The organism is Shewanella jiangmenensis, assembly GCF_018596335.1.
Taxonomy (GTDB): Bacteria; Pseudomonadota; Gammaproteobacteria; order Enterobacterales; family Shewanellaceae; genus Shewanella; species Shewanella jiangmenensis.
Genome location: NZ_JAHEPS010000001.1, coordinates 545,437 through 569,788, shown reverse-complemented (window position 1 = coordinate 569,788; position 24,352 = coordinate 545,437). Strand labels below are relative to the sequence as shown.

Annotated in this window: 20 protein-coding genes; 12 read left to right on the top strand and 8 right to left on the bottom strand. The window is 55.6% G+C overall.

The genetic code is table 11. The annotated features are described in order from the left end of the window. Positions 1 to 22: 22 nt before the first annotated feature. From KJI95_RS02540 to ettA, 3 genes are all read right to left on the bottom strand, one after another. Entirely contained in the window at positions 23 to 766 is a 744-nt protein-coding gene (locus tag KJI95_RS02540; RefSeq protein ID WP_250885538.1) for a substrate-binding periplasmic protein, read from the bottom strand. Positions 767 to 908: 142 nt separating this feature from the next. Continuing rightward, on the bottom strand, positions 909 to 1,922 hold the full coding sequence (locus KJI95_RS02535) for a metallophosphoesterase (protein ID WP_432653781.1): 1,014 nt from the start codon (positions 1,920 to 1,922) through the stop codon (positions 909 to 911). Positions 1,923 to 2,273: 351 nt separating this feature from the next. Continuing rightward, the gene (gene ettA / locus KJI95_RS02530; RefSeq protein ID WP_214505587.1) at positions 2,274 to 3,941 is read right to left on the bottom strand and encodes an energy-dependent translational throttle protein EttA; all 1,668 of its coding nucleotides are present in this window, start codon (positions 3,939 to 3,941) and stop codon (positions 2,274 to 2,276) included. 274 nt (positions 3,942 to 4,215) lie between these two features. Here ettA and glyA point away from each other — a divergent pair, with 274 nt between their 5' ends. The 9 genes from glyA (at position 4,216) to KJI95_RS02485 (ending at position 11,838) form a co-directional block, all read left to right on the top strand. Then, positions 4,216 to 5,469 (top strand): serine hydroxymethyltransferase, encoded by a 1,254-nt coding sequence (glyA, locus tag KJI95_RS02525; protein WP_214505586.1) that lies wholly within the window; start codon positions 4,216 to 4,218, stop codon positions 5,467 to 5,469. A gap of 102 nt (positions 5,470 to 5,571) precedes the next feature. Continuing rightward, positions 5,572 to 6,021 carry a transcriptional regulator NrdR gene (nrdR, locus tag KJI95_RS02520; RefSeq protein WP_214505585.1) on the top strand — a complete coding sequence of 150 codons (450 nt, stop codon included), beginning with the start codon at positions 5,572 to 5,574 and terminating at the stop codon, positions 6,019 to 6,021. A gap of 115 nt (positions 6,022 to 6,136) precedes the next feature. Then, positions 6,137 to 7,279: a bifunctional diaminohydroxyphosphoribosylaminopyrimidine deaminase/5-amino-6-(5-phosphoribosylamino)uracil reductase RibD gene (gene ribD / locus KJI95_RS02515; RefSeq protein WP_214505584.1), complete on the top strand. Its 1,143-nt coding sequence runs from the start codon at positions 6,137 to 6,139 to the stop codon at positions 7,277 to 7,279. 26 nt (positions 7,280 to 7,305) lie between these two features. Continuing rightward, entirely contained in the window at positions 7,306 to 7,959 is a 654-nt protein-coding gene (locus tag KJI95_RS02510; protein ID WP_214505583.1) for a riboflavin synthase, read from the top strand. Between the two features lie 113 nt (positions 7,960 to 8,072). Beyond that, a complete protein-coding gene (ribBA, locus tag KJI95_RS02505; RefSeq protein WP_214505582.1) occupies positions 8,073 to 9,179 on the top strand; it encodes a bifunctional 3,4-dihydroxy-2-butanone-4-phosphate synthase/GTP cyclohydrolase II in 1,107 nt (368 codons plus the stop codon). Between the two features lie 194 nt (positions 9,180 to 9,373). After that, positions 9,374 to 9,850: a 6,7-dimethyl-8-ribityllumazine synthase gene (gene ribH, locus KJI95_RS02500; protein ID WP_214505581.1), complete on the top strand. Its 477-nt coding sequence runs from the start codon at positions 9,374 to 9,376 to the stop codon at positions 9,848 to 9,850. Positions 9,851 to 9,864: 14 nt separating this feature from the next. Then, a complete protein-coding gene (gene nusB / locus KJI95_RS02495) occupies positions 9,865 to 10,269 on the top strand; it encodes a transcription antitermination factor NusB (RefSeq protein ID WP_214505580.1) in 405 nt (134 codons plus the stop codon). A 97-nt stretch (positions 10,270 to 10,366) separates the two neighbouring features. Continuing rightward, complete coding sequence (thiL, locus tag KJI95_RS02490) at positions 10,367 to 11,344, top strand: thiamine-phosphate kinase (protein ID WP_214505579.1); 978 nt, start codon at positions 10,367 to 10,369, stop codon at positions 11,342 to 11,344. Further along, the gene (locus KJI95_RS02485; RefSeq protein ID WP_214505578.1) at positions 11,344 to 11,838 is read left to right on the top strand and encodes a phosphatidylglycerophosphatase A family protein; all 495 of its coding nucleotides are present in this window, start codon (positions 11,344 to 11,346) and stop codon (positions 11,836 to 11,838) included. Before thiL ends, KJI95_RS02485 begins: the two co-directional genes overlap by 1 nt. Positions 11,839 to 12,536: 698 nt before the next feature. Here the strand turns inward: KJI95_RS02485 and recN are convergent. Together recN and KJI95_RS02475 are read right to left on the bottom strand one after the other, a co-directional pair. Further along, entirely contained in the window at positions 12,537 to 14,201 is a 1,665-nt protein-coding gene (recN, locus tag KJI95_RS02480) for a DNA repair protein RecN (protein ID WP_214505577.1), read from the bottom strand. Between the two features lie 289 nt (positions 14,202 to 14,490). After that, positions 14,491 to 15,468, bottom strand: a complete 978-nt coding sequence (locus KJI95_RS02475) for an AEC family transporter (protein ID WP_214505576.1) — start codon at positions 15,466 to 15,468, stop codon at positions 14,491 to 14,493. 250 nt (positions 15,469 to 15,718) lie between these two features. Here KJI95_RS02475 and KJI95_RS02470 point away from each other — a divergent pair, with 250 nt between their 5' ends. Then, the gene (locus KJI95_RS02470; protein ID WP_214505575.1) at positions 15,719 to 16,630 is read left to right on the top strand and encodes a LysR family transcriptional regulator; all 912 of its coding nucleotides are present in this window, start codon (positions 15,719 to 15,721) and stop codon (positions 16,628 to 16,630) included. Between the two features lie 94 nt (positions 16,631 to 16,724). Here the strand turns inward: KJI95_RS02470 and KJI95_RS02465 are convergent, their stop codons facing one another. Genes KJI95_RS02465 through barA form a run of 3 tightly spaced genes read right to left on the bottom strand, consistent with a single transcriptional unit; the run spans position 16,725 to position 20,452 of the window. Next, positions 16,725 to 16,994, bottom strand: a complete 270-nt coding sequence (locus tag KJI95_RS02465; protein WP_214505574.1) for a DUF3319 domain-containing protein — start codon at positions 16,992 to 16,994, stop codon at positions 16,725 to 16,727. A gap of 13 nt (positions 16,995 to 17,007) precedes the next feature. After that, positions 17,008 to 17,634 (bottom strand): YjaG family protein, encoded by a 627-nt coding sequence (locus KJI95_RS02460; protein WP_214505573.1) that lies wholly within the window; start codon positions 17,632 to 17,634, stop codon positions 17,008 to 17,010. Continuing rightward, positions 17,624 to 20,452, bottom strand: coding sequence for a two-component sensor histidine kinase BarA (gene barA / locus KJI95_RS02455; protein ID WP_214505572.1), 2,829 nt, complete (start codon positions 20,450 to 20,452; stop codon positions 17,624 to 17,626). Before barA ends, KJI95_RS02460 begins: the two co-directional genes overlap by 11 nt. Before the next feature lie 95 nt (positions 20,453 to 20,547). Between barA and rlmD the strand changes: the two genes are divergently transcribed. Both rlmD and relA read left to right on the top strand, forming a co-directional pair. After that, a complete protein-coding gene (gene rlmD, locus KJI95_RS02450; RefSeq protein ID WP_214505571.1) occupies positions 20,548 to 21,897 on the top strand; it encodes a 23S rRNA (uracil(1939)-C(5))-methyltransferase RlmD in 1,350 nt (449 codons plus the stop codon). A 144-nt stretch (positions 21,898 to 22,041) separates the two neighbouring features. Beyond that, complete coding sequence (gene relA / locus KJI95_RS02445) at positions 22,042 to 24,246, top strand: GTP diphosphokinase (protein WP_214505570.1); 2,205 nt, start codon at positions 22,042 to 22,044, stop codon at positions 24,244 to 24,246. Positions 24,247 to 24,352: the final 106 nt, after the last annotated feature.

The window sequence follows — 24,352 nt, the reverse complement described above, 5'->3', positions numbered from 1 at the left end:
CATCAGGTTTTTCAGTGAAGGCTTAGTCAGGCTCAGTGCTCAGTTTCGACAATATGGCGGCCATGGAGCCATCGCGGCGCATCTCGTCGATGGCACCGTTGAAGTCGCGGGTTAGGGCCTCGTGGTCAGCAAGCGCCCGTGATACGCCAAGATGAAACTGCTCGGTTGCCAGCACTTCCCCCACAAACTCAAATTGCCCCTGATAATCTTCCGGTCCGCGCTTGATAAGAAATGCGCCCACATGGCGGCTTATGACGATTAAATCGAGCCGTTTAAGGTGCAGTTTCCTGAGGTTGGTTTCGTCGGAGTCGGCTTCTTCGGTATGCAGGCCATTTGCGGCGATGGCCTGTGGATTGGCATAGCCGCGGCTGATGCCGATAAGCTTTTGCTTAAGCTCACTGAGCGCGCTGTAGTTAAGCGCCGACTCTTTTCTTGCCAGAAATCCAATCTCGACCTTTTGCAGCGGCTGTGAATATTCGGCCCATTGCTCACGCTCCGGCCGATACCATAAGCCAATGATGGCGTCGGCTTTGCCAGCCTTCACCAGTGCGGTGGCGCGGATAAAAGGGTAAAAATGCAGCTCGGTCTTATAGCCGCGGCGGGACAGGGCTTCAAGCACGAGCTCAGCCACCGGACCGTGGCCGCTTAGGCTTTCGCCGTAAAAAGGAGGCAGTTCGGTGGCGACCAATTGCAGGGTGCGCCCCGCGTCGGCGCGGACGAAGGCAGGCAGGATAAGGAGCAGTATCAGCAGAATTTTCAACGGCATGATTGAAGGTTCAGGCCCGGGATTCTTCTGAGTATAGCCGCCCTTATCCCCTTAATAACAATGGCGCCCTTAATAGCAACTCCACCGTAGGCTGCGCCTTTCATCGGCATGCAGCCCCTTGGTGGCAGGAGATGGGAACTTATCAGTACGGCGGCAGGGCTTTTTCGCTCACCAGCGGTTCCCGCTTTCCATCGTAATGGCCGCGCTCAAGCTTGCCATCTTCGACCCACAGCAGCTCGCCTGATTTGCCATTTTTGATGGAGGAGTCGATGGCGATGATGCGGTTGTTGTAAAGCCCAAGCACCCGCTCCTGGGAGGTGTGGCCAACCACTATGTGGTTCACGCCAAAGTGTTTGAGCAGCGCATCAATCTGGCTCTCGCTGAGTTCGCCTTTAAAGTAGCCGCGATACCAGGTCGGGCCGCCTTTGAAAAACAGGAAGCTCAGCAGCGGATCGGCTTTCAGGGCGTCGCGCTCATCGTCGATATGCTTACGGTACAGATCGTTGGCTTTACTGATGCTGAGATCTTTTTCCAGCCAGTCAGGGCTTATGCCGCCATGCATAAACAGCATGTCATTGATTTTGACTATGGTGTGTTTGCTTCGCAGCCATTTGCCGATTTCGGTGTCGCGGTCATAAAGGGCATCGTAACTGCGGCCAATCAGTTCGCTAGAGGTTTTGTAGCGCTCGTTGATGTAGCGCAAATCACCCTGCAGCACCATCTGTTCGTGGTTGCCCATCAGAAGATGCAGCATGCCGCCGGCGTCGCGCGCCTGTTTATCGAGCTCATACATGAGCCACAGCACTTCGTTGATTTGATGGCCGCGGTCGAACATATCGCCGGTCATTACCAGATGGGCATCACCCAGCGCCCAACGGTTATTGTCATCAATGACCTTGTGGGCGCGCAGCAGTTTAACCAGCACATCAAACTGGCCGTGCACGTCGCTCAGCGCCACCACATGGCGCACCTTGCTGAAACTGTCTGCGTCGGTGGCGTAGGGGGCGTGCAGCAGCGGCTGGGGCAGCTCGCCGCAATTCTCCGGACGCTTAAGCTGGCCTTCGGCAGCGGTTTTGATCAGGGTTCGGGCACAAATCCACAGCGCATCTGCGCCGCCGCTTTGGTTATCAAACACATAGGGGCCATCGTGAAACACTTCGCTGGCGTGGGACGGCGCAGCGTCTGTGGCATAGTCCTTGGCATTGTCTTGGCCATTGCTTTTTGTAGCTTCATTGGCGGTTGCGGCCAAGGCAAGCGACAGGCCTGCCACGGCGATAAGTTTGCCCGCCCAGCGCGGCCGATTGGAAATACGATTCACACCCTACCTCTTATTGTCAGTATCAGGGATCTGATTTGCGCCGATTATAACTGTGCCTTAAACGCGCGGGCAGGGGATAGAGAAAGAAAAGAGATAAAAACGATGGCAAAGACAAATGGTTAATTAATTGAATCTGAAAGAAATAAAAAAGGAGACCCAGGGTCTCCTTTTTTAGCGGTGCGCGATGGCTTATTTGGTCATGCGCTTGTACTTGAGGCGGTGCGGCTCAACCACATCTGTGCCGTAGGTGTTCTTCAGCCAGGTAGAGTACTCGGTGTAGTTACCTTCGTAGAAGTTCACCTGACCCTCATCGCGATAGTCGAGGATGTGGGTACAGATACGGTCGAGGAACCAACGGTCGTGCGAAATCACCATGGCGCAGCCGGGGAATTCCAGCAGCGCTTCTTCGAGAGCACGCAGGGTTTCCACGTCCAGATCGTTGGTCGGTTCGTCGAGCAAGAGCACGTTGCCGCCGGCCTGCAGCAGCTTGGCCAGATGCACACGGTTGCGCTCACCACCCGAGAGAGTACCGATGATCTTTTGCTGATCGGCGCCGCGGAAGTTAAAGCGGCCCACGTAGGCGCGGCTTGGGATTTCCAGGTTGTTGATGCGCATGATGTCCTGACCGCCGGAAATTTCTTCCCAAATGGTGGCCTTGTTGTTCATCGAGTCGCGGAACTGCTCAACCGACGCCAGTTTCACGGTTTCGCCTACTTCGATTTCACCGCTGTCTGGCTGTTCTGCGCCGCTCAGCATACGGAACAGGGTCGATTTACCGGCACCGTTGGCACCGATGATGCCGACAATGGCGCCCTTGGGCACGCTGAAGGACAGGTTGTCGATAAGGACGCGGTCACCGTAGCTCTTGGTGAGGTTACGCACTTCGATAACCTTGTCGCCAAGACGCGGTCCGGGCGGAATGAACAGCTCGTTGGTCTCGTTGCGGCGCTGGTAATCGTTGCTGTTGAGCTCTTCAAAGCGGTTCATGCGCGCCTTGCCCTTGGACTGACGGCCCTTGGCACCCTGACGCACCCACTCAAGTTCCTTGGCGATGGTCTTCTGACGGGCGCTCTCGGTGGCGGCTTCCTGCTTCAGACGGGCGTCTTTCTGCTCAAGCCAGCTCGAGTAGTTGCCCTGCCATGGGATACCTTCGCCGCGGTCGAGTTCCAGAATCCAACCGGCGGCGTTGTCGAGGAAGTAACGGTCGTGGGTAATGGCCACAACAGTGCCTGAGTATTCCTGCAGGAAGTGCTCAAGCCAGGCCACAGACTCGGCGTCCAGGTGGTTGGTAGGTTCGTCAAGGAGCAGCATTTCAGGTTTTTCGAGCAGCAGGCGGCAGATGGCCACACGGCGGCGCTCACCACCCGACAGCACTTCAATCTTGGCATCCCAGTCTGGCAGACGCAGCGCATTGGCGGCGCGCTCGAGGATGTTGTCGAGGTTATGGGCGTCCTGTGCCTGAATAATGGCTTCGAGTTCACCTTGCTCCTTGGCCAGCGCATCGAAGTCGGCGTCCGGATCGGCATAGGCGGCGTACACTTCATCGAGGCGGGTCAGGGCGCGCTTGGCATCGCCAACGGCTTCTTCAATGGCTTCACGCACGGTTTGATTCGGGTCAAGTTGTGGCTCCTGTGGCAGGTAGCCAATCTTGAGACCTGGCATTGGGCGGGCTTCACCTTCGATTTCGGTGTCGATACCGGCCATGATGCGCAGCAAGGTGGATTTACCCGAGCCGTTCAGACCCAGCACACCGATTTTGGCGCCGGGGAAGAAGCTTAGGGAGATGTCTTTAAGGATTTGCTTCTTGGGCGGCACAATTTTGCCAACCCTGAGCATGCTGTAAACGAACTGAGCCATGGCGTCTCTCTATATTTGGGCGTGTTTTGTGAGCGGAAGTGTGACTTGCACGCATGCACGTATCTGCACACATAAAATTGGCCGAAGTTTATCAATTCGGGGCGCCATTCTCCAGATGTGCCCGGTAAAAGGCTGGGGATGACTTGTTTTCAACATGAAACACTGTCATTGGCTGTGCGACGGATTTTCATGATATTGCGGCTGGGCTTGTGGCAGATTGCAGAGTAGAATACCGCGCAACCCTACCTATAAGATTTGCCAGCTGGAGTGACCAATGCTGAAGAAGACCATGAATATTGCCGACTATGATCCAGAGCTGTTCAAGGCGATTGAAGACGAAACCCGTCGTCAGGAAGAGCACATTGAGCTCATCGCTTCTGAAAACTATACCTCACCCCGCGTGATGCAGGCTCAGGGCTCACAGCTGACCAACAAGTACGCCGAAGGTTATCCAGGTAAGCGTTACTACGGTGGTTGCGAATATGTCGACATCGTGGAAAGCCTGGCCATCGAGCGCGCCAAAGAACTGTTCGGCGCCACTTTTGCCAACGTACAGCCACACTCCGGCTCTCAGGCCAACAGCGCCGTGTACATGACCCTGCTCAAGCCAGGTGACACTGTACTGGGCATGAACCTGGCCCACGGTGGTCACCTGACCCACGGCTCACCGGTTAACTTCTCCGGCAAGCTGTACAACATCATTCCTTACGGTATCGATGAAACCGGTAAGATTGACTACGACGAAATGGAGCGTCTGGCGCTTGAGCACAAGCCAAAGATGATGATTGGCGGTTTCTCCGCTTACTCAGGCATCGTTGACTGGGCCCGCATGCGTGAAATCGCCGACAAGATTGGCGCTTACCTGTTTGTGGACATGGCCCACGTGGCTGGCCTCGTAGCCGCCGGTGTGTATCCAAACCCGGTTCCACACGCCCACGTTGTCACTTCTACCACCCACAAGACCCTGGCCGGTCCACGTGGCGGTATCATCCTGTCTGCTGCCAACGACGAAGACCTGTACAAGAAGCTGAACTCAGCTGTATTCCCAGGTGGTCAGGGCGGCCCGCTGATGCACGTTATCGCCGGTAAAGCGGTAGCCTTCAAAGAAGCGCTGGAGCCTGAGTTCAAGGTGTATCAGCAGCAGGTTGTGGCCAACGCCAAAGCCATGGTGGAAGTGTTCCTCGAGCGCGGTTACAAAATCGTTTCCGGCGGCACCGACAACCACCTGATGCTGGTTGATCTGATTGGCCGTGAGCTGACCGGTAAAGAAGCCGATGCCGCGCTGGGGGCTGCCAACATCACTGTGAACAAAAACTCAGTGCCAAACGACCCACGTTCGCCATTTATCACCTCCGGTATCCGTATCGGTACCCCAGCCATCACCCGCCGCGGCTTTAAAGAAGCCGAAGCCCGTGAGCTGACTCGCTGGATCTGTGACGTACTGGACAACGCCAAAGATGAAAGCGTGATTGCCCGTGTGAAAGATCAGGTGCTGGCACTGTGCAGCCGTTTCCCTGTTTACGGCTAACTGTTTAAGCGATAAATAGGTTACACTCATGGCCGCTGCTTCAGCGGCCATTTTTTTGCGCCGGCGAAGCCATTTTCCCCAGAGCGGAATTGAGGAGGCTTAATGCATTGTCCTTTTTGCAACGCAACCGACACCAAGGTGATTGACTCCCGACTGGTGGGCGAAGGCCATCAGGTTCGTCGCCGCCGCGAATGCACCGAATGCCATGAACGTTTCACCACCTTTGAAGGTGCTGAGCTGGTCATGCCAAGGGTGATTAAGCGTGATGGCACCCGTCAGCCCTTTGATGAAGAAAAGCTGCGCAGTGGTATGCTCAAAGCCGTTGAAAAACGTCCTGTTTCCATCGATCAGATAGAGCAGGCGATGAACAAGATTAAATCGACCCTGCGCGCCACCGGCGAGCGGGAAGTGCCAAGCGAAATGATTGGCAACCTGATGATGGAAAGCCTGATTGAGCTCGACAAGGTGGCCTATATCCGCTTTGCCTCCGTTTACCGCGCCTTTGAAGACGTGTCGGAGTTCGGTGAGGCCATCGCAAAGCTGCAGAAGTAATCAAGCACCAGAAGCTGTCAAGCGCCAGCAGCCGTCAGGCGCGAGATATAACAGGCAACACGCGTAAAAGCCTTAAATTGCAATACCAATTGGAACACAGCAGCGACAGACCCAAATGAGTAACCCTGCCAACAGCCAATTTTCTTCCCTCGACCATGCCATGATGGCCCGCGCCATCATGCTGGCCAAACGGGGCCAGTACACCACCCGCCCCAATCCGAATGTGGGCTGTGTGATAGTGAATGACACAGGTGACATTGTCGGTGAAGGCTGGCATATCCGCGCCGGTGGCCCCCACGCCGAGGTGCATGCACTGAGACAAGCCGGTGACCGCGCCCGCGGCGCTACCGCCTATGTCACGCTCGAACCCTGCAGCCACTATGGCCGTACACCTCCCTGTGCCAAAGCCCTGACAGAACATGGTCTTAAGCGAGTGGTTGTCGCCATGACCGACCCGAATCCGCAGGTGGCGGGGCGGGGACTTAAGCTGCTGAATGACGCCGGTATCGAGGTGGCCCACGGCTTGATGGAAGCCGAGGCACGGGCGCTTAACCCGGGCTTTTTATCGCGGATGGAACGCGGACGCCCCTTTGTTACGGTAAAGGTCGGTGCCAGTCTTGATGGCAAAACCGCGCTCTCAAGCGGCGAGTCGAAATGGATAACCGGCCCCGAGTCGCGCCGTGATGTGCAAAGGCTTCGCGCCAAATCCTGCGCTCTTATTACCGGCATTGATACTGTGCTTTTGGATGACCCGAGCCTTAATGTGCGCCATGGCGAGCTTGGCAGCTTGGGCAATAATCTCACCGAAGCCGAGCTTATCCAGCCCATTCGTGTTGTGCTCGACAGCAAACAGCGCATGAGTGCCAACGCCAAACTCTTTGGCATCGCAGGCCCGATTTTGCTGGTATCCACCGCGCCCTACGATGCGCATTTTTTGCAGTCGCTGCCGGAATTTGTCACCTGTCTGACCTTGCCGGGCAGTGATGGCCGTATCGACCTTGCCGCACTCCTCAATCACCTCGGTGAAAACTGTAACCGGGTGCTGGTGGAAGCCGGTGGCACGCTGGCAGGCGCCTTTATTGGTGCCGGGCTTTGTGATGAGCTGGTGCTGTATCAGGCGCCTAAACTTCTTGGCAGCCATGGCCGCGACATGCTGCAGCTGCCCGATTATCAGACCATGGCCGAGCTGCCGGGTCTTAAGCTTATTGATGAGCGTAAACTTGGTCAGGACTGGCGCTTTAGCTTTACGCTTGCCTGAGTCTGCCCCACGCTGAAAGAGGATGTATGTTTACCGGGATCATTGAAGCCGTTGGCAAATTACGACGCATCGACCGCAAGGGCGACGATATTCGCCTGACCGTGGCAAGTGGCAAACTGGACTTATCGGACGTGCGCCTTGGCGACAGTATCGCTACCAATGGCGTGTGTCTGACCGTGGTTGAGTGTCTCGCCGATGGTTATGTGGCGGATGTATCTGCCGAAACCGTGAAGCTGACCGGCTTTGGCGAGTATCGCCCCGGCCAGCCGGTGAACCTCGAAAAGGCCGTTACCCCAACAACCCGCCTGGGTGGTCACCTGGTCAGCGGTCATGTGGATGGCCGCGCTGTGGTAGTTAGCCGCAGCCCGCTTGGCAAGGCCATTGAATTCTGGCTCGACGCGCCCGCTGAGCTTGCCCGCTACATCGCCCACAAGGGTTCTATCACCATCGACGGCGTGAGCCTCACGGTCAACGAGGTGGACGGCAGCCGATTTCGCCTCACCATAGTGCCGCACACCGCGGGTGAAACCACGCTTATCGACTTGGCGGTGGGCGATAAGGTTAATCTCGAAGTCGACCAGATTGCCCGTTACCTTGAGCGCTTGATGCAGCGCAGTGACGACAAGGCATCCGGCGGCGTGACCATGGATTTGCTTGCCCGCAGCGGCTTTATGCGCTGAATACGCTTGTTCGCCGGGTCAGCCAAAGCACCGCTTTGTGCGCCCGGCCCTGTTTTTTGGCCCACAGGCCGCTAAAATTCACATCACTCTTAAAAGAACATAAAGGTCTTACAATGGCGCTACACAGTATCGAAGCAATCATCGAAGACATTCGTCAGGGTAAAATGGTTATTCTGATGGACGATGAAGACAGGGAAAACGAAGGCGACCTCATCATGGCTGCCGAGCTTGTGACTCCCGAAGCCATCAACTTTATGGCCACCCACGGCCGCGGTCTTATCTGTCAGACCATGACCCGCGCCCGCTGCCAGCAGCTGAATCTGCCGCTGATGGTGACCAATAACAACGCTCAGTTCACCACCAACTTCACCGTGTCGATTGAAGCCGCCCGTGGCGTGACCACAGGTATCAGCGCCCACGACCGCGCCGTGACCATTCAGGCCGCTGTGGCCAAAGATGCCAAGGCATCCGATCTGGTGCAGCCCGGCCATATCTTCCCGCTGATGGCCCAGGAAGGCGGGGTACTGACCCGCGCTGGCCATACCGAAGCCGGTTGCGACTTGGCACGCTTGGCAGGCCTTGAGCCGTCCGGCGTAATTGTTGAAATTCTCAATGAAGACGGCACCATGGCCCGTCGTCCGGATCTGGAAAAGTTCTCCGAGAAGCACGGCATCAAGATTGGCACTATTGCCGACCTGATTGAATATCGCAACAACACCGAAACCACGGTAGTGCGTGAAGCAAGCTGCAAGCTGCCAACCCGTTTTGGCGAGTTTATGATGCACACCTTCCGCGACACCATAGATAACGAGCTGCACTACGCGCTGGTTAAAGGTGAGGTGCAGGATAACGTGCTGGTGCGGGTGCACCTGACCAACACCTTCAACGATATCCTCCACTCAGAGCGGGATCAGGAACGCTCCTGGCCGCTGGAAAAGGCCATGGCCCGTATCGGCAGTGAAGGCGGCGTGCTGGTTATTCTTGGTAACCGTGAGCACAGCAGCGACATTCTCGCCAAAGTCAAAGCCTTCGAAGCTGAAGACCAAGGCGTGGCCGCCGCACCCGCCAAGTGGCAGGGTACCTCCCGCCGTGTGGGTGTCGGCTCGCAGATATTGTCATCCCTTGGCGTACACAAGATGCGCCTGTTGAGTTCGCCCAAGAAGTACCACTCACTGTCGGGCTTTGGCCTTGAAGTGACCGAGTACGTTTCAGGCGAATAACCAACCCAGGCGCCCGGGCCAGCCTGCTGCGTGGGCTTGGGCTGCTTCACTGGACGCAATATTTAAATTGCGATTCATTCAAATAGAGTGGCGATTGGGGCAAAAGGCTGTGGTATGATATGCGCCACTTTTGCCCCGGACCCGTCCGGGCGGATTGCACCAAGCCGGGTGCCCTAGCTTAACCAGGTGAGAGAATGCACATTTTAGAAGGTCAAATCGAAGCCAAATCAGCCAAAGTGGCCATCGTGGTATCACGCTTTAACAGCTTTGTGGTCGAGAGCCTGCTGTCTGGCGCCATCGACACACTCAAGCGTTTCGGTCAGGTGAGCGAAGACAACATCACTGTTGTACGCGTTCCCGGTGCCTTCGAGCTGCCTCTGGCTGCCAAAAAAGTTGCCGCTTCCGGCAAGTTTGACGGCATTATCGCCCTCGGCGCTGTGATCCGCGGCGGCACGCCACACTTCGATTTTGTTGCCGGTGAGTGCAACAAGGGTTTGGCCCAGGTTTCTCTGGAGTTCAACACCCCGGTATCTTTTGGTGTATTGACCACAGATACCATCGAGCAAGCCATTGAGCGCTCAGGTACCAAGGCCGGCAACAAGGGTGGCGAAGCTGCTCTGGGTCTGCTGGAAATGGTAAACGTGCTCAGTGTCATCGATAAAGAGCTGTAACAGTAGGAAAAACCATGAAGCCTTCAGAGCGCCGTAAGGCCCGTCGTCTGGCGGTCCAGGCCATCTATTCCTGGCAATTGAGCGGCAACAACGTTGCCGACGTTGAGCACGAGTTCCTGACCGAACAAGAGCTGGACGGAGTGGATGTGTCTTACTTCCGCGAATTGTTTGCCGGTGTAGCAACCAAAACTGCTCAGCTGGACGAGAAGCTTAAGCCGCTGCTCGACCGTGAGTTCGATGATGTTTCTCCTGTCGAGAAAGCCATCATCAGACTCGCAGCTTATGAGCTGACCTTCCGCAAGGATGTGCCTTATAAGGTGGCGATTAACGAAGCCATCGAACTGGCCAAAGCCTTCGGTGCCGAAGACGGACACAAGTTCGTTAACGGCATTTTGGATAAGCTGGTTGCGCGCAACTAAATGACAGACGGTGCCTGCGGGTGCCGTTTTTCATTTCTGGGTGTTCATTTTTTCTATGGGCCGGTTGGCAGACTCTCTATTCTGCACCGGAAAAGCAGTGAAAGAATTCCAACTCATCGATCAATACTTCTGTGGCCGCGGCCCGCAGCGCCGCGATGTTAAACACGGTATCGGCGACGATTGCGCGCTGGTACAGCCAAGTGAAAACAAACAACTGGCCATCTCCTGCGACACCCTGGTTGAAGGGGTGCACTTTTTTGCCGATATGCCCGCCTGGGCGCTGGGTTACAAAGCGCTGGCGGTAAACCTGTCGGACTTGGCCGCCATGGGCGCAGAGCCCGCCTGGTTTACCCTTGGCCTCAGCCTGCCTTCGGTGGATGAAGCCTGGCTTGCCGGTTTCAGCGAGGGCCTGTTTGAAGCGGCCGAATATTACGGCATTGCCCTCATCGGCGGTGACACCACCCAAAGCCCGGTGAAGGTGATAGCCGTGACCGTCAATGGTCAGGTACCTGAAGGTAAAGCCCTGACCCGTTTTGGTGCCCGCAGCGGCGACTGGATTTACGTGACCGGCACCCTGGGCGACTCCGCGCTTGGACTTGATCTGCTGCGTGGCAGGCAACAAGCGCAGCCAAACCAAAAGGTGGCGCCGGAGCACAGTGAATTTTTGATTGAACGCCATTACCGGCCAACGCCCCGGGTGCTCGCCGGGCAGGCGCTGCGCGGGTTGGCATCTGCGGCAATCGACCTCTCTGACGGGCTTGTATCCGACATAGGTCATATCCTCAATGCCTCCAATGTGGGCGCTACCATTGAGGTCGACAAGCTGCCGCTGTCTGCGGCGATGAAAGAGTCGGTTGCCCTTGAAGAGGCGCTCGGTTATGCCCTTACCGGCGGTGAAGACTATGAACTCCTCTTTACTGTGCCGGAAGCGCAGCGCGGCGCGCTGGAAATAGCACTGGCCCACGCCGGGGTGAAGTTTGTGCGCATCGGCCAAATCAGTGCCGGCGGCGGCCTTAAACTCAGCTTTAATGGTCAGCCATTTGCGCCGGTTAACAAAGGGTTTGAGCATTTCTGATGGGTATTTTCAGTGACGATGCGGCGCTAAAACGCCTTTCACTCCGTAACCCCTGGCATTTTCTGGCGCTGGGCTTTGGCTCGGGGCTTGCCAAAAAAGCGCCGGGCACCTTTGGTACCCTTGCGGCTGTGCCTCTGTATCTGCTGCTAAGCCCGTTGCCGCTTTTTTGGTATCTCATGGTGACGGCTGTTGCCGTGGTGGCCGGGGTCTATATTTGTGACCGCGCAGCCAAAGACATGGGCGTGCATGACCACGGCGCCATCGTATGGGATGAAGTCGCCGGGCTTCTTATCACCATGATTGCGGCGCCCGCCGGCATTGTCTGGCTGGTGGCGGGTTTTGTGCTGTTCAGGATTTTCGATATCCTCAAACCCTGGCCAATTCGGGTGCTGGATGCCAAGGTCCACGGCGGCTTTGGCATTATGATTGATGATGTGCTCGCCGGTGTCTTTGCCCTGGGTTGTTTACAACTGCTGGCATATTACTTCGCCTGAATACAAGCTCATGCGAAGATGCTGGTGACTTGGGGCCCGAGGGCAGAACGCAGAGGCCAATTTGCAGAGGCCTGATCATAGAGGCCAGCTTTCAGAAATCGGAGCTTGGCAGCGGGAGCACGGAAGCCAGAGCCCAGTTCCTGAGCCCAGTTCTTGAGCGCCTGAGCGTCAGAGCCAGAGCCTGAGCCCAATTCCTGAGCGCCTGAACGAGAGCCAGCGCATGAGCCAGAGCCCAGATGCCAGAGTTCCGGATGTGGATTTCACGCCCTTATTCCGGGATGTGCGCTCTGATAAAACAAAAACGCCTGAATATGTCAGGCGTTTTTTGTTTTAAAGCGACCGAGGCTAACACTCAATTCAATCACTCAGTCTCAATCGGGGCAATGCGGGGCGGATCCCGCGGCGAGTTTGATTAGGTTTAACTGCTGACTCGGGCGTAAGCTCCCTGAGCCAGAGTCTCTCGAAACCAAGCGCTCAGAGCCAATCATTCAGATTCAGACTCTCTAAGCACCAATTCCTCAGAACCAATTCCTCAGAACCAATCCCTCAGAACCAATCATTCACACTCAGACTTAGACTCAGACTCTCTCAGAATCAATCGCTCAGAATCTATCGCTCGGGATCAATCACTCGCACTCAGGTTTGCACGCGCACTCGCGAGCGCATTGCATCAGCACTGCTCACTTTTTCACCCTCAATCAGTGGCCTTGCAGCAGCTCGCGGGCGTTGGCAAGGGTGTTGGCTGTAATGGTGTCGCCGCCCAAAAGCCGGGCGAGTTCCTGAACACGCTGCTCTTTGTCCAGCGGCTGCATCGAGGTTTCAGTCTGGCCGCCCTTGCTGGTTTTGTTCACAAACATATGCTGATGGCCGTTGCCTGCCACCTGCGGCAGGTGGGTCACGCAGAATACCTGAGTGGCTTCGCCCAGGGTTCGCAGCATACGGCCGACCACGGCGGCGGTAGGGCCGGAAATACCCACATCCACTTCATCGAAAATCAGGGTTGGGGTAGCGACCTTTTTCGCGGTAATTACCTGAATGCCAAGGCCAATTCGACTGAGCTCGCCGCCTGACGCGACTTTTCCAAGTGGCGCCAGTGGCTGCCCCGGGTTGGTGGTCACCAAAAACTCGACGCTGTCACTGCCACTGGGGCTCATTTGATCTGGGTTAAAGCTCACCTCAATGGTGAATTTGCCCTTGGGCATGTTGAGCTCCTGAATTGACGCGGTCACCAGCTTGTCGAGCTCTTTGGCATAGCGGCTGCGGCTTTGGCTGAGTTTTTGCGCGTGGCTCAGGTATGCTTCACGGCTCGCCTTAAGCTGTAATTGCAGCTCTTCAATCTGAGCCTCATCGCCATCGAGGGAGCCAAGTTCATTGCAAAGCATTTGATGGTGTTCAAACAGTTTGTCGGCGGCCACATGGTGCTTGCGTGCCAGCGTCATGGCTTTGGAGAGCCGCTCTTCCAAAAAGGCGAAATGTTCCGGATCAAGCTCAAGCTTTGACAGGTAGCGCTCAAGCTCGCTGCTGCTTTCCTGCACCTGAATAAGGGCTTCATTAAGCATATTGCCCACAGTGGCGAGGCTCGGGTCAAGTCCTTCCAGAGTCGCTGCAATCGACAGGGCGCGGTTAAGCAGGGACTCAATATTGCCCTCGTCCGATTCAGACAAAATACTCAGGGCGTGCTGGCAGTCTTCAATCAGCGCGGTGCCGTTGGCGAGGCGTTTATGCTCGGCTTCAATGGCTTCAAACTCGCCTTCGGCAAGGGCAAATTCATCGAGCTCTTCCACCTGATATTGCAGCAGTTGGCGACGGGCAATACGCTCCTGCTGGCTTTGCTCGAGCTGGCGCAGCTCGTTTTCGACCTGACGGCAGCGCTGAAATGCACTGGCGACGGCATCCTGCAGCATGCGGTGATTGGCATAGCTGTCGAGCAGTTGCAGCTGGTGATCGCTTTTAAGCAGCGCGTGGTGGGCATGCTGGCCATGAATACCGATGAGGTACTGGCCTATGGCCTTAAGCTGTGACAGCGGCACCGGGTTACCGTTAATGTAGGCGCGGGAGCGACCATCGGCTGTGATGGTGCGCCGCAGTATGCACTCGTTTTCAAGCTCAAGGTCGTTGTCTTCAAGCCAGCGGCGCGCAAGCGGTACATCATCCAGTGAAAAGCGGGCGCTGACTTCGGTTTTTTCGGCGCCCGGACGTACGGCGCTTGCGTCGGCACGGTTACCCAGGCATAAGCCGAGGGCATCAATGGCAATGGATTTACCGGCACCCGTCTCACCGGTAATGCTGGTCATGCCGGGACGAAAATCCAGTTCCAGAAACCTGACAATGGCAAAGTTGTTGATGCTGAGCTGACAAAGCATGATGGCAATCCTGTCGTATAAGTCACCAAACTACTGTATTGATAAACAGTATATACTGATTTTTTGTACAGTAAATCACCCTGCAAGCGGCGAAGAAAAATATTTTTGTGTCCATATGAGTGGGCGCTTCCTTGTCTTTATCTTGGCGCTGACTCTTCATCGGTGAATGCCATTGGGGTGCTGACACGCGACTGATTTCACACGCTGCTTTCACACGGCTGCTGTCTTCGCTTAGCACCACGTTCAACGCTCAGCGGCTCCACCAACAGCCATGCTCAACGCTTAGCGGCTACAGCAACAGCCAGGCGAACGTTGGCACGATAATGAGGCTCAGTAAGGTGCCGGACACTATTATCCGCGCCATCAGTTTATCGGCGCTGCCATCCTGATAGGCAAGCAGATAGACGCTGGCCGCGCTTGGCATGGCCGCCAGCAGCACTGCCATGGCTGTAAGTGAGTTATCAACTCCAAGGATTGCAAACATCACCCATACCAGCGTGGGCAGAATAATCAGCTTAGCGCCCAGAACCTGCCACAGCGAGGCGGGAAAGGTGAGTGAGCCTGCATCCCGGGCAGACCTTGCCAGCGCCACGCCGATGGCAAAGAGGGCGCAGGGGCTTGAGCTTTTGCCTATGCCCCAAAGCACCGATTCAAGCCACTGGGGGAAACTAAGCTGCATCGCCGATGCGCCAACGCCTAAGAGTGAGCCCATCACTATCGGGTTTTTGCCGCATACGCGGATGGCAAGCCACAGCTGCGCTGCTTTGCTTAGCGTATCGCGACTTAGCCTTAGCAGCACCACAGTGAGCGCAAACATGAGCACAGACAGCAGGCTTGCCAGTGCGGCGGCAAGCATGGCGGCAGCGTTGCCGGGAAAGAGCCCTGCAAGCAGCGGGATCCCGATAAAAGCCGTGTTGCCGAAGGTCGCAGCAAGTGCATGGAGCGCCGCCACTCTTTTATTTTCTGCAGTCGTTTCCACATACCGGTGCGTGCTGCCCCGGTTTTCGAGTTGGCCTTTGCTGCAAAGCTTCCAATAAATGAGGGCATACACCAGCAGTAAAGCCGCGCTGTAGCCAAGAATAAAGCGGCCATTGAGAATCTCCTCAAAGGGCGCTTGTTTCAGGCTCATAAACAAGATGGCCGGAAAGGCGAGGTAGTAAACGTATTGATTTAAAAGCCGCTCAAAGGCTCTCGGGCACCAGCGATGGCTCGCGGCGCCGGCAGCCATAATGGCGATAACAATGAGCAGGGGCAGCACAGCTGTCATAGTCCGGCACTCATAGCTCAGGCAGTCGCCCCGTTAATCTTGTAGTACGCAAACCACGGTTTCGAAAATGTATTGTTCACAAATGTCTTGGTAACAACCGCTTGGGCACAATGTCCTGTTCTCAACGTTTTGGTCGTAATGTCTTGTTGATAACGTCCTGTTCATAAAGAGTTGCGCTGTGATTGAGAAAGGAATTGCAAACTAGCATACACTAAGGCCACCTGAATATTGGCAGTTGGTCGCAAAGCTGATGAAGACCCACAGAGAACACCCGGGCAGCGAGCTTGAGCTGATTTATCTGTTTGTGCAGTTGGTGGATGCCGGCAGCCTGTCGGCGCTGGCCGAGCGGCTTGAGATGCCGGTGGCAACGGTCAGCCGCAAATTGTCGCGCCTTGAACAAAACCGTGGTCGGCAACTGTTGATGCGCAGCACCCGTAAAATTCGCCTTACCGAAGAGGGCATGGCGCTCTACGAGCGCTATAAATCCCTGGTAACCACAGTGGATGCCCTTTACGGTAACGCCGACGACGCTTTGGAAGGGACGTTGCGGATTGCCGCTCCCATTTCGATCATTTCGATGATTTTTATGCGCACCATCAACGAGTTTCGCCGCAAGTATCCCGCTATTCGCCTGCATATAACCCAAAAAAATGAGGTAGTTGACCTTATTGATAAAGGCATAGATGTCGCCATTGTCGGCGGCATTCAGCCGGATTCGAGCTGGGTAGCCTATCCCCTTGGCAGTCTGGATTATCGTCTGGTGGCATCCCCCGGTTACCTTTCCGGTGTCGAGCGTCCGACCCATCCCTCTATGCTGGTGTCCCACAGCATCATCAAGGTGTGGCCACTTTATAATTTTGCCCTGCGCCATGGCAGCGGTGAGAGCTACTACTATGATGGGCCTGCGGGGCTGACGCTCACCGATTTACAGGGCGCCATCAGCGCCTGTGTGGATGACGGTGGCATTCTCTATGGTCCTGAACTCTTTTTTAAACAGGAGCTTAAGCAAGGGCTGCTTGAGCCTGTGTTGGCAGAGTGGCGTGGTGAAACGCGGCGGATTTCGATTTTATGTCATCAGCGCCAGCAGCAGCCGGCCAAGGTCAGAGCTTTTATCGAGTTTATGCAGGCGCGTTCGGCGGCGCTGTTTTCTATGGAGGCGTAGGCTTTTGTTGTGCTTGGGCTGTGCTTGGGCTGTGCTTGGGCTGTGCTTGGGTTGGCGCTTTTTGCTTTGCCTGGAATTGGCAGTAACTGGGGTGTCAGCGACTTTTGCGTGGGGAGAGCGGCGCAGCTTTAGCACCAGATTTAGCACCAGATTTGGCGCCGGGTTTGCGGGGTTTGAAGCCGGCTTTGGCCTCGGTGTAGTCCTTCACCGGGGGTAACACCCCCAGCTCCTGAAAAAAGGCCACCTGCCGGCGCAGCTCAAACAGGGAGCCGATACGCACCTCATCGCCAATGCTGAGTTTCCAGCTATTGGTTTTTCCTTCGCTGTTGGTGAGTACATATCCCTGATAGAGCAGTGTTTTCATTTTGCCACTGTAATTACTCGGGGCTTGGCTCCTGCACGCTTATCCCGATATTGGAAACGCCGCTGCTGATAATTTCCTTGCGCAGCGCCTTGATAAAGTCGGCTGACATGTCCGGATTGTCTTCAATCAGCTCAAGCAAGTCGCCCTGAAGTTCACGCTCATCGACCATGGCCTCGTGGGCGTAGACGAAATCATCCAGCGCTTCATCATCAAACTCATCGTTGAGCTCGGCTTCACTGATGGCTTCAATATAGTTGGCCACGGTCGCGGATGACAACTTGCTGATATTGGTGATGTCTTCTTCTATCTGACTCTCGATGGCGCTTAGCAGGGTGCTCAGGGCAACCACGGCGTCCATCGCAGGGTAGACGCCATAGGCATCAAAGGCTTCGGGCTCGGGGGTCACTTCCTCAAGCCTTGCCATGTGCAGCTCCAGATTCAGCTTGAGCTTTTTGTCATACAGGGACTGCCACAGCAGGTTCAGCACTGTGTCGAGAACCTTGGGGTCGCCAAACTCGCAAACCTCGGAAAACAATTGATAATTTGGATACATGCGCTGGCAAAGTGCCACAGCAAACAGCTGCTTTTGTGGCATGGACAGGGCTTTGAGACGTTTGAAAAAACCGGGTTTAGAACTCATTGGGCACTTCCGCTGACATCTGGGAAATCACTTGGGTTGCGGCCGATTCTACCTTAGTAAGCTCATCAAGTAACTCAAGGATTTCCGGTTCAACATCTGCCACATCGGCGCCGCGCTTAAGTGCCGACTCGATTTGCTGGCAAAGTTTTTGGGTGGTGGGTACGCCGCAGTAGCAGCTGGCGCCGTGAAGTTTGTGCACTGTGTACAGCATGGCTTCGTTATCGCTGCGGGCCATGGCAAGCTCGATATCGCTTACGGTGGAGGGCAGTGAGTCAAGCATCATTTTAAGCATGTCGATGGCCAGGTCCTGCTTATGATTGGCCTGACTCAGGCACAGCTCCCAGTTAAGGGTGTTGCTGTCGAAATGGGTAAATTTAGGTCGGGTCAGCCAGCGGGCTATCACGCCCTTGAGCGCCGCCTCGTCGATAGGTTTGGGCAAATAGCCATCCATGCCGCTTGCCTGAATGCGCTCACGCTCCTCATGAATGGCGTGGGCGGTAACGGCAATAATCGGCGTGTTGCGGTTTAGCGAGTCCTGACGGATAAGCTTGGTGGCTGTGATGCCATCTGTGCCCGGCATCTGAATATCCATGAAAATCAGGTCAAAGGCGCGGCTTTTTGCCAGAGCCACCGCCTGATCGCCACTGCTGACGGCAACCACGTTGGCAACCAGCTCTTTGAGCAGGGTGTCGATAAGCTTAAGGTTTGCCAGGTTGTCGTCCACCGCCAGCACATTGAGCGGATGTCTGGTTGTGGGGGTACTGACGGGGACTGGCTTTGGCTGCTCGCTCTTTTTCACCGGCGGGAAGATGAGGTTTTGCGCAAGCTTAAGCTCGCTCAGTGGCAGCGGCAGCACCAAATCCACATAGGGTGTCATTTCCTGGGTAAAGACTTCCGGGTCCAGACAATCATTCAGCAGCATCAGCGAATGGGTGTGATCTTTTACCTGCGTCAGCATCCGCTGCAATTGCTCACGGCTTTCACAGCTGTGACCAGACAGCAAAATGGCGTCATATCGGCGGCCATCGAGGCAGCGGGCCAAATCCTCTTCGCTGCCTGCAATTGACACCAGCATATGCCAGTCGTGCAGCTTGCGGGCGATAGACTCCCGCGACAGTTTGCGTGGCTCATACAACAGCACGCTGTGGCCGATGAGTTTTTCATAGGGCAGGGTGTCGTGGGCCGGGAAGGGGCTCAGCTGCAGTGGCACGGTAAACCAGAAGGTCGAGCCTTTGCCCACTTCCGAGCGAAAACCGAGATTGCCGCCCATCATCTGCACCACCAAACGCTTGGTGATAACCAACCCCAATCCCGTGCCGCCATAGCGGCGTGAAATGGACGAGTCGGCCTGACCGAAGGCTTGAAACAGCAGCTCCTGCTGCTCGCTGTCGATACCTATGCCGGTGTCGGTGACATCGCACTGCAGGGTGATGTTGTTCTCTTCGCGGGTCAGCAGGCTGATTTTAAGATGCACGCTGCCTTTTTCGGTAAATTTCACCGCGTTGCCGACCAGGTTGGTCATGATTTGAGTCAGGCGCATCACATCGCCGCTCAGGTTTTCAGGCACGGCGGCATCCACGTCAACGACAAATTCCAGCCCCTTGGCATGGGCACTGCCGGCGAGCAGGTTGATGGTGTCTTCAAGGGATGAGCGCAGCCCAAAGGGCATGCTTTCAAGCACCATCTTGTTGGCTTCAAGCTTGGAGAAATCGAGGATGTCGTTGATGATTTGCAGCAAACTGGTGGCGCTGCGCTCAATGGTTTTGATGTAATCCATCTGGCTGGAATGCAGCGGCGTTTTAAGCAGTTGGCGGGCAAAGCCTATGACCCCATTGAGCGGAGTTCTCAGTTCGTGGGACATGTTGGCCAGAAACTCAGACTTGATGCGGCTTGCTTCCTGAGCGTCCTTCTTGGCGCGGTCAAGGGCGATGTTCTGAATTTCAATCTGCTCCAGGGTTTCACGCAAATCCGAGGTGGCCTGGTCGATATTTTGCTGCATCTCATCGTGGTATTCCGACAGCGACGAGGCCATGGCGTTAATACCCCGGTTAAGCAGGTCAAGCTCACCTATGAGGTTGCCTTCAATCCGTGCATCAAGTTTGCCTTCGCGGATTTTACCCACCAGTTTCACCATGTCGGTGATGGGCTGAGTGACGTTTTTTACCAGACGGAAAGTAAACAGCAAGTTCAGCTGCACCCCAATCAGCACAATAATAAAGGCCGCCACGGCGGCGCGGTGCTGCTCGAGCAGGGCCTTTTCTTTGTTCAGCATCAGCGACACATAGCCAAGCTGGGTGGCATCCGAGTTGTCGGGCATGACCACCGCCTCGGCCTGGCGGTTTTGCACTTCATCGTAGCTACTGTTTGCCGTGGGCGGCTTGTTGGCGATGGCAAAAATCGGGGTGCGGACTATGAGGGTGTCGCCGCTTTGATCGTAACTGGTTTCCCGCAGGTTTTTGATATCGTCTTTGAAGCGCATTTCTTCAAAGTCTTTATGGTAGTGCGAGGTGACAAATAGCTGATTATTCGCATCAAACACGGCGATGGACTTCACCAGCGTGGATTTATTGAGCTGCGCCTTGGCGAGCAACAACTTGGTCACTTCACGATTATTGGACGCCAGACTTTGCTCGGCGGCGATGGCAAGCGGCTCAATGATGTTGCTGCCCATGTCCTTGAGCGTATCTTCAAGATCATAGAAGCGGTTTATGGTAAAGTAGCTGCCCAAAAGAATGCCAACGAGGATGGTCGGCGCCAGCGCCAGTACCAATACCCAGGAGCGCAAGCTGTACTTGCTCATGTTGGTCGCAGTGTTCATCTGCCGGGGTTGTCCCTGATTTCCTTTGAGTTTGAATGTTACAAGACTGCCAGAAGTGGGGCTGTCTTTACAGATTTTTCTTGTGTGAGGCCACGATGGCGCAGTTTTACAAAGCCAAACCCAATCAGGGGAAAAAGCTTTCTCAAAAGATAGCATTGAAAGTCAGCCGGCTCGACCATCTGGGTGCCGGTATCGCCGAGTTTGATGGCAAAGTGGTGTTTGTGCCGGGTGCATTGCCGGGTGAAACCGTCGAAGTGCAGCTCACAGAGCAGAAGAAAAACTTCGCCCACGCCCGCCTGCTCAAGGTCAGCGAGGCCTCTTTGCATCGTCAGGCGCCGGCTTGCCCCTGGTATGGCAAGTGTGGCGGCTGCGATTTACAGCACCTGTCACTCGAGGCCCAGCGCGATTACAAAGGCGCGGCGCTTGCCGATATCCTTGGTCGTGGTCTTGGTGAGCCGGTGTCGCTCACTGCGCCAACCCTGGGCGGCGATGGCTGGCATTACCGCCACCGGGCGCGGCTTGCAACTTTACTTGATAAAGACAGCAGCAGGCTTACCCTCGGATTTCGTGAAGAAAGCAGTAAGCAAGTGGTGGCCATTGAACACTGCGCCGTGTTGGCCAAATCCCTGTCCGATTTGATAGCCCCCTTTGCCAGCGTACTTGGTCGGCTTAAAGGTAAGACGCGACTTGGCCACCTTGAGCTACTCGATGCCGCCAACGGGCTTTTTGCGGTGCTGCGGGTTACCGCGCCGCTTGCTCAGAGCGATAAAAAGCTGCTGGCAGCCTTTGCCGATGAGGCGGGCGTAGAACTTCTGCTGCAGGGCAACGAAGGCGAGCTTGAGTTTTTATCCCAGGGTAGCGCCTTGCCCCATTATCAGCTGGGCGATTCACTAAAGGACGATTCACTCAAGCTGGAATTTGCCCCGGGTAACTTTATTCAGGTCAATGGCGAGGTGAATCAGGCCATGGTCACACAGGCCATCGACTGGCTTGATATTCAGCCCGGCGATAGGGTGCTGGATTTGTTTTGTGGCGTGGGTAACTTCAGTCTGCCGCTTGCCAAACACGGCGCCGAGGTTATTGGCGTTGAAGGCGTGCCGGAAATGGTCGAGCGTGCCCGCAGCAATGCCGCCAAAAATGGCCTTGAAAACGTGGCGTTTTACTGCGCCGACCTCAGCGCTGACTTGGCCGCCGAGCCCTGGCTTGGTCAAATCGATAAGCTGCTGCTCGACCCCGCCCGCGCTGGCGCTTACGAGAGTCTGCAGTGGCTTAAAAAGATGAAGCCGGCAAAGGTTTTGTATGTTTCCTGCAATCCTTCAAGTCTTGGCCGCGATGCGGTGCTGCTTAAAGACGCCGGTTACCGCCTGACCCGACTGGGGCTTTTGGATATGTTTCCCCAAACCCATCACAGTGAGGGTATGGCGCTGTTTGAGCTGGATAACTAACGGGTGGATTCTGTGCCCGGCTGCAAAATTAATAGCCAATTACACTGCTATGGTTTGACAAGTTCAAATCAATCCTGAAGATAAAGGCTTTAAGCGCCGCGATGGCGGCGATGAAGTTGACTGGGAAGAGGGATCCTTAACGCTATGGTGTCAGTCCGCGAAGCGCATTTCAGCGATGCAGATTTCAATCTGGAAGACTGGGTAGCCCGTTACCTCGACAACGCGGACGATGCCGCCTGTCTGCTGGAACTGCTGCGTGCCGTTCAGGCGCTGCCGGTTAAGGATGTTGACGCCCACCGCGCACTGATGGCCCGTGCCCGCGAGATGATTGAAATCCTGGCACCGCTCAACATGGATCTGGAAACCCTGCAGGCCGCAGTGCTGTTTTCGGTGCAGGAAGCCGGGCTGTTGCCACAGGACAAGTTAGTCGAAAAGTTTGGCGATAAGCTTGGTAATCTCGTTGCCAGCGTGGTGACCATGAACGCCATCGGCAGCTTGAAATTAAGTGAACAGTCGCGCTCGGCCGAGGCGCAAATCGACAATATCCGCAAGATGCTGCTTGCCATGGTGGAAGATGTGCGCGCCGTGGTGATTAAGCTTGCCGAGCGGGTGTGTCTGCTCAGGGCGGTGAAAAACGCCGACGAAGAAACCCGTGTGCTGCTCGCCCGTGAAATCGCCGATATCTATGCGCCGCTCGCCAACCGTTTAGGGATTGGACAGCTCAAGTGGGAGCTTGAGGACATTTCCTTTCGCTACCTTCATCCCGAAACCTATAAAGAAATCGCCAAACAGCTCGATGGCAAGCGCATCGATCGCGAAACCTTTATCGAGCAGTTCGTAAACGATTTGCAGGCCAAGCTCGATGAAGAGCATATCCGTGCCAAGGTGTACGGCCGTCCCAAACACATCTACTCCATCTGGCGCAAGATGAAGGGCAAGCACCTTAAATTCGATGAGCTGTTTGACGTGCGTGCGGTGCGTATTGTCACCGACCGCCTGCAGGACTGCTACGGCGCCCTCGGTGTGGTGCACACCCTTTATCATCATATTCCCCGTGAATTCGACGACTATGTTGCCAACCCCAAGCCTAACGGCTATCAGTCTATCCACACCGTTGTGGTGGGGCCTGAGGGCAAAACCGTCGAAATTCAAATCCGTACCGAAGCCATGCATCAAGACGCCGAACTCGGTGTTGCCGCCCACTGGAAATACAAAGAGGGCCATGCAGGCAAGCAGAGCGGCTACGAAGAAAAAATCAATTGGCTGCGTAAAATCCTGCAGTGGCAGGAAGACGTGGTGGAAAGCGGCAACCTGGTGGAAGAAATCCGCAGCCAGGTGTTTGAAGACAGGGTGTATGTGTTCACCCCTTCCGGCGAAGTGGTGGATTTGCCCGCCGGCAGTACCGTGCTCGACTTTGCCTATTACATCCACTCTCAGGTGGGGCATAAGTGTATTGGCGCCAAGGTAGATGGCCGCATAGTGCCCTTCACTTATCAGGTGGAGACAGGTGAGCGGATTGAAATCATCACCTCCAAGCATCCTAACCCCAAGCGCGATTGGCTTAATCCTAACCTGGGTTACATCCGCACCTCCCGTGCCCGCAGCAAAATCCAGCACTGGTTCAAGCAGCAGGACAGGGACAAAAACCTGGTTGCCGGCCGCGAAATGCTGGAGGCTGAGCTTGGCCGTGTCGGGCTGACGTTAAAAGACGTTGGCAGCGCCATCGAGCGCTTCAACATGACCAACATGGACGACCTGCTCGCGGCCATCGGTGGCGGTGATGTGCGCCTTAATCAGGTGGTGAACCACATCCAGAGCCGGATGCGGGTGCATGAAATCTCCGATGAAGAGGCAGTGGATGAGCTGGTTAAAAAAGGCCAGCACAAGCCGATTGCCAAGACCCGGGATCAGATTGAAGTCAACGGCGTTGGTAACCTGCTTAGCCATATTGCCCAGTGCTGCCGCCCTGTGCCCGGCGATGAAATCTTTGGTTTTATCACCAAGGGACGCGGCATTTCGGTGCACCGCGCCGACTGTGAGCAGGTGAAAGAGCTTATGCGCGCTCACCCGGAGCGGGTGGTGGACGTAGTCTGGGGCGAAAATTACTCCGGCGGTTACAAAATCCGTCTGCGGGTGCTCGCCAACGACAGAACCGGTTTGCTTCGGGACTTAACCTCGGTGCTGGCGGCCGAGAAATCCAACGTGCTTGCCATGAGCAGCTCATCGGATATTAAAAACCAGACAGCAGCCATTGAGCTGGAGCTCGAGCTTTATAACGTCGATGGCCTCTCAAGGGTGCTGTCCAAGCTCGGGCAGGTGGATGGCGTCATCGAGGCCCGGCGCCTGTGACCTGAATCCGTAAATATTCGATAAACCCGTGAATATTCTTAAAGGCTGCGCTGCAGCCTTTGTTTTTAACGTCTTGAGCTAAGGCTGTGCGCCAAGCGCAGTCACA

Excerpts from the sequence above, each read along its gene's own strand:
- ettA (WP_214505587.1), bottom strand. The coding sequence starts at position 3,941 with ATGGCTCAGTTCGTTTACAGCATGCTCAGGGTTGGCAAAATTGTGCCG.
- nrdR (WP_214505585.1), top strand. The coding sequence starts at position 5,572 with ATGCATTGTCCTTTTTGCAACGCAACCGACACCAAGGTGATTGACTCC.
- KJI95_RS02460 (WP_214505573.1), bottom strand. The coding sequence starts at position 17,634 with ATGAGTTCTAAACCCGGTTTTTTCAAACGTCTCAAAGCCCTGTCCATG.
- KJI95_RS02475 (WP_214505576.1), bottom strand. The coding sequence starts at position 15,468 with ATGACAGCTGTGCTGCCCCTGCTCATTGTTATCGCCATTATGGCTGCC.
- KJI95_RS02485 (WP_214505578.1), top strand. The coding sequence starts at position 11,344 with ATGGGTATTTTCAGTGACGATGCGGCGCTAAAACGCCTTTCACTCCGT.
- ribD (WP_214505584.1), top strand. The coding sequence starts at position 6,137 with ATGAGTAACCCTGCCAACAGCCAATTTTCTTCCCTCGACCATGCCATG.
- ribBA (WP_214505582.1), top strand. The coding sequence starts at position 8,073 with ATGGCGCTACACAGTATCGAAGCAATCATCGAAGACATTCGTCAGGGT.
- KJI95_RS02470 (WP_214505575.1), top strand. The coding sequence starts at position 15,719 with ATGAAGACCCACAGAGAACACCCGGGCAGCGAGCTTGAGCTGATTTAT.
- relA (WP_214505570.1), top strand. The coding sequence starts at position 22,042 with ATGGTGTCAGTCCGCGAAGCGCATTTCAGCGATGCAGATTTCAATCTG.
- KJI95_RS02510 (WP_214505583.1), top strand. The coding sequence starts at position 7,306 with ATGTTTACCGGGATCATTGAAGCCGTTGGCAAATTACGACGCATCGAC.
- ribH (WP_214505581.1), top strand. The coding sequence starts at position 9,374 with ATGCACATTTTAGAAGGTCAAATCGAAGCCAAATCAGCCAAAGTGGCC.
- barA (WP_214505572.1), bottom strand. The coding sequence starts at position 20,452 with ATGAACACTGCGACCAACATGAGCAAGTACAGCTTGCGCTCCTGGGTA.
- KJI95_RS02465 (WP_214505574.1), bottom strand. The coding sequence starts at position 16,994 with ATGAAAACACTGCTCTATCAGGGATATGTACTCACCAACAGCGAAGGA.
- rlmD (WP_214505571.1), top strand. The coding sequence starts at position 20,548 with ATGGCGCAGTTTTACAAAGCCAAACCCAATCAGGGGAAAAAGCTTTCT.
- recN (WP_214505577.1), bottom strand. The coding sequence starts at position 14,201 with ATGCTTTGTCAGCTCAGCATCAACAACTTTGCCATTGTCAGGTTTCTG.
- KJI95_RS02540 (WP_250885538.1), bottom strand. The coding sequence starts at position 766 with ATGCCGTTGAAAATTCTGCTGATACTGCTCCTTATCCTGCCTGCCTTC.
- glyA (WP_214505586.1), top strand. The coding sequence starts at position 4,216 with ATGCTGAAGAAGACCATGAATATTGCCGACTATGATCCAGAGCTGTTC.
- nusB (WP_214505580.1), top strand. The coding sequence starts at position 9,865 with ATGAAGCCTTCAGAGCGCCGTAAGGCCCGTCGTCTGGCGGTCCAGGCC.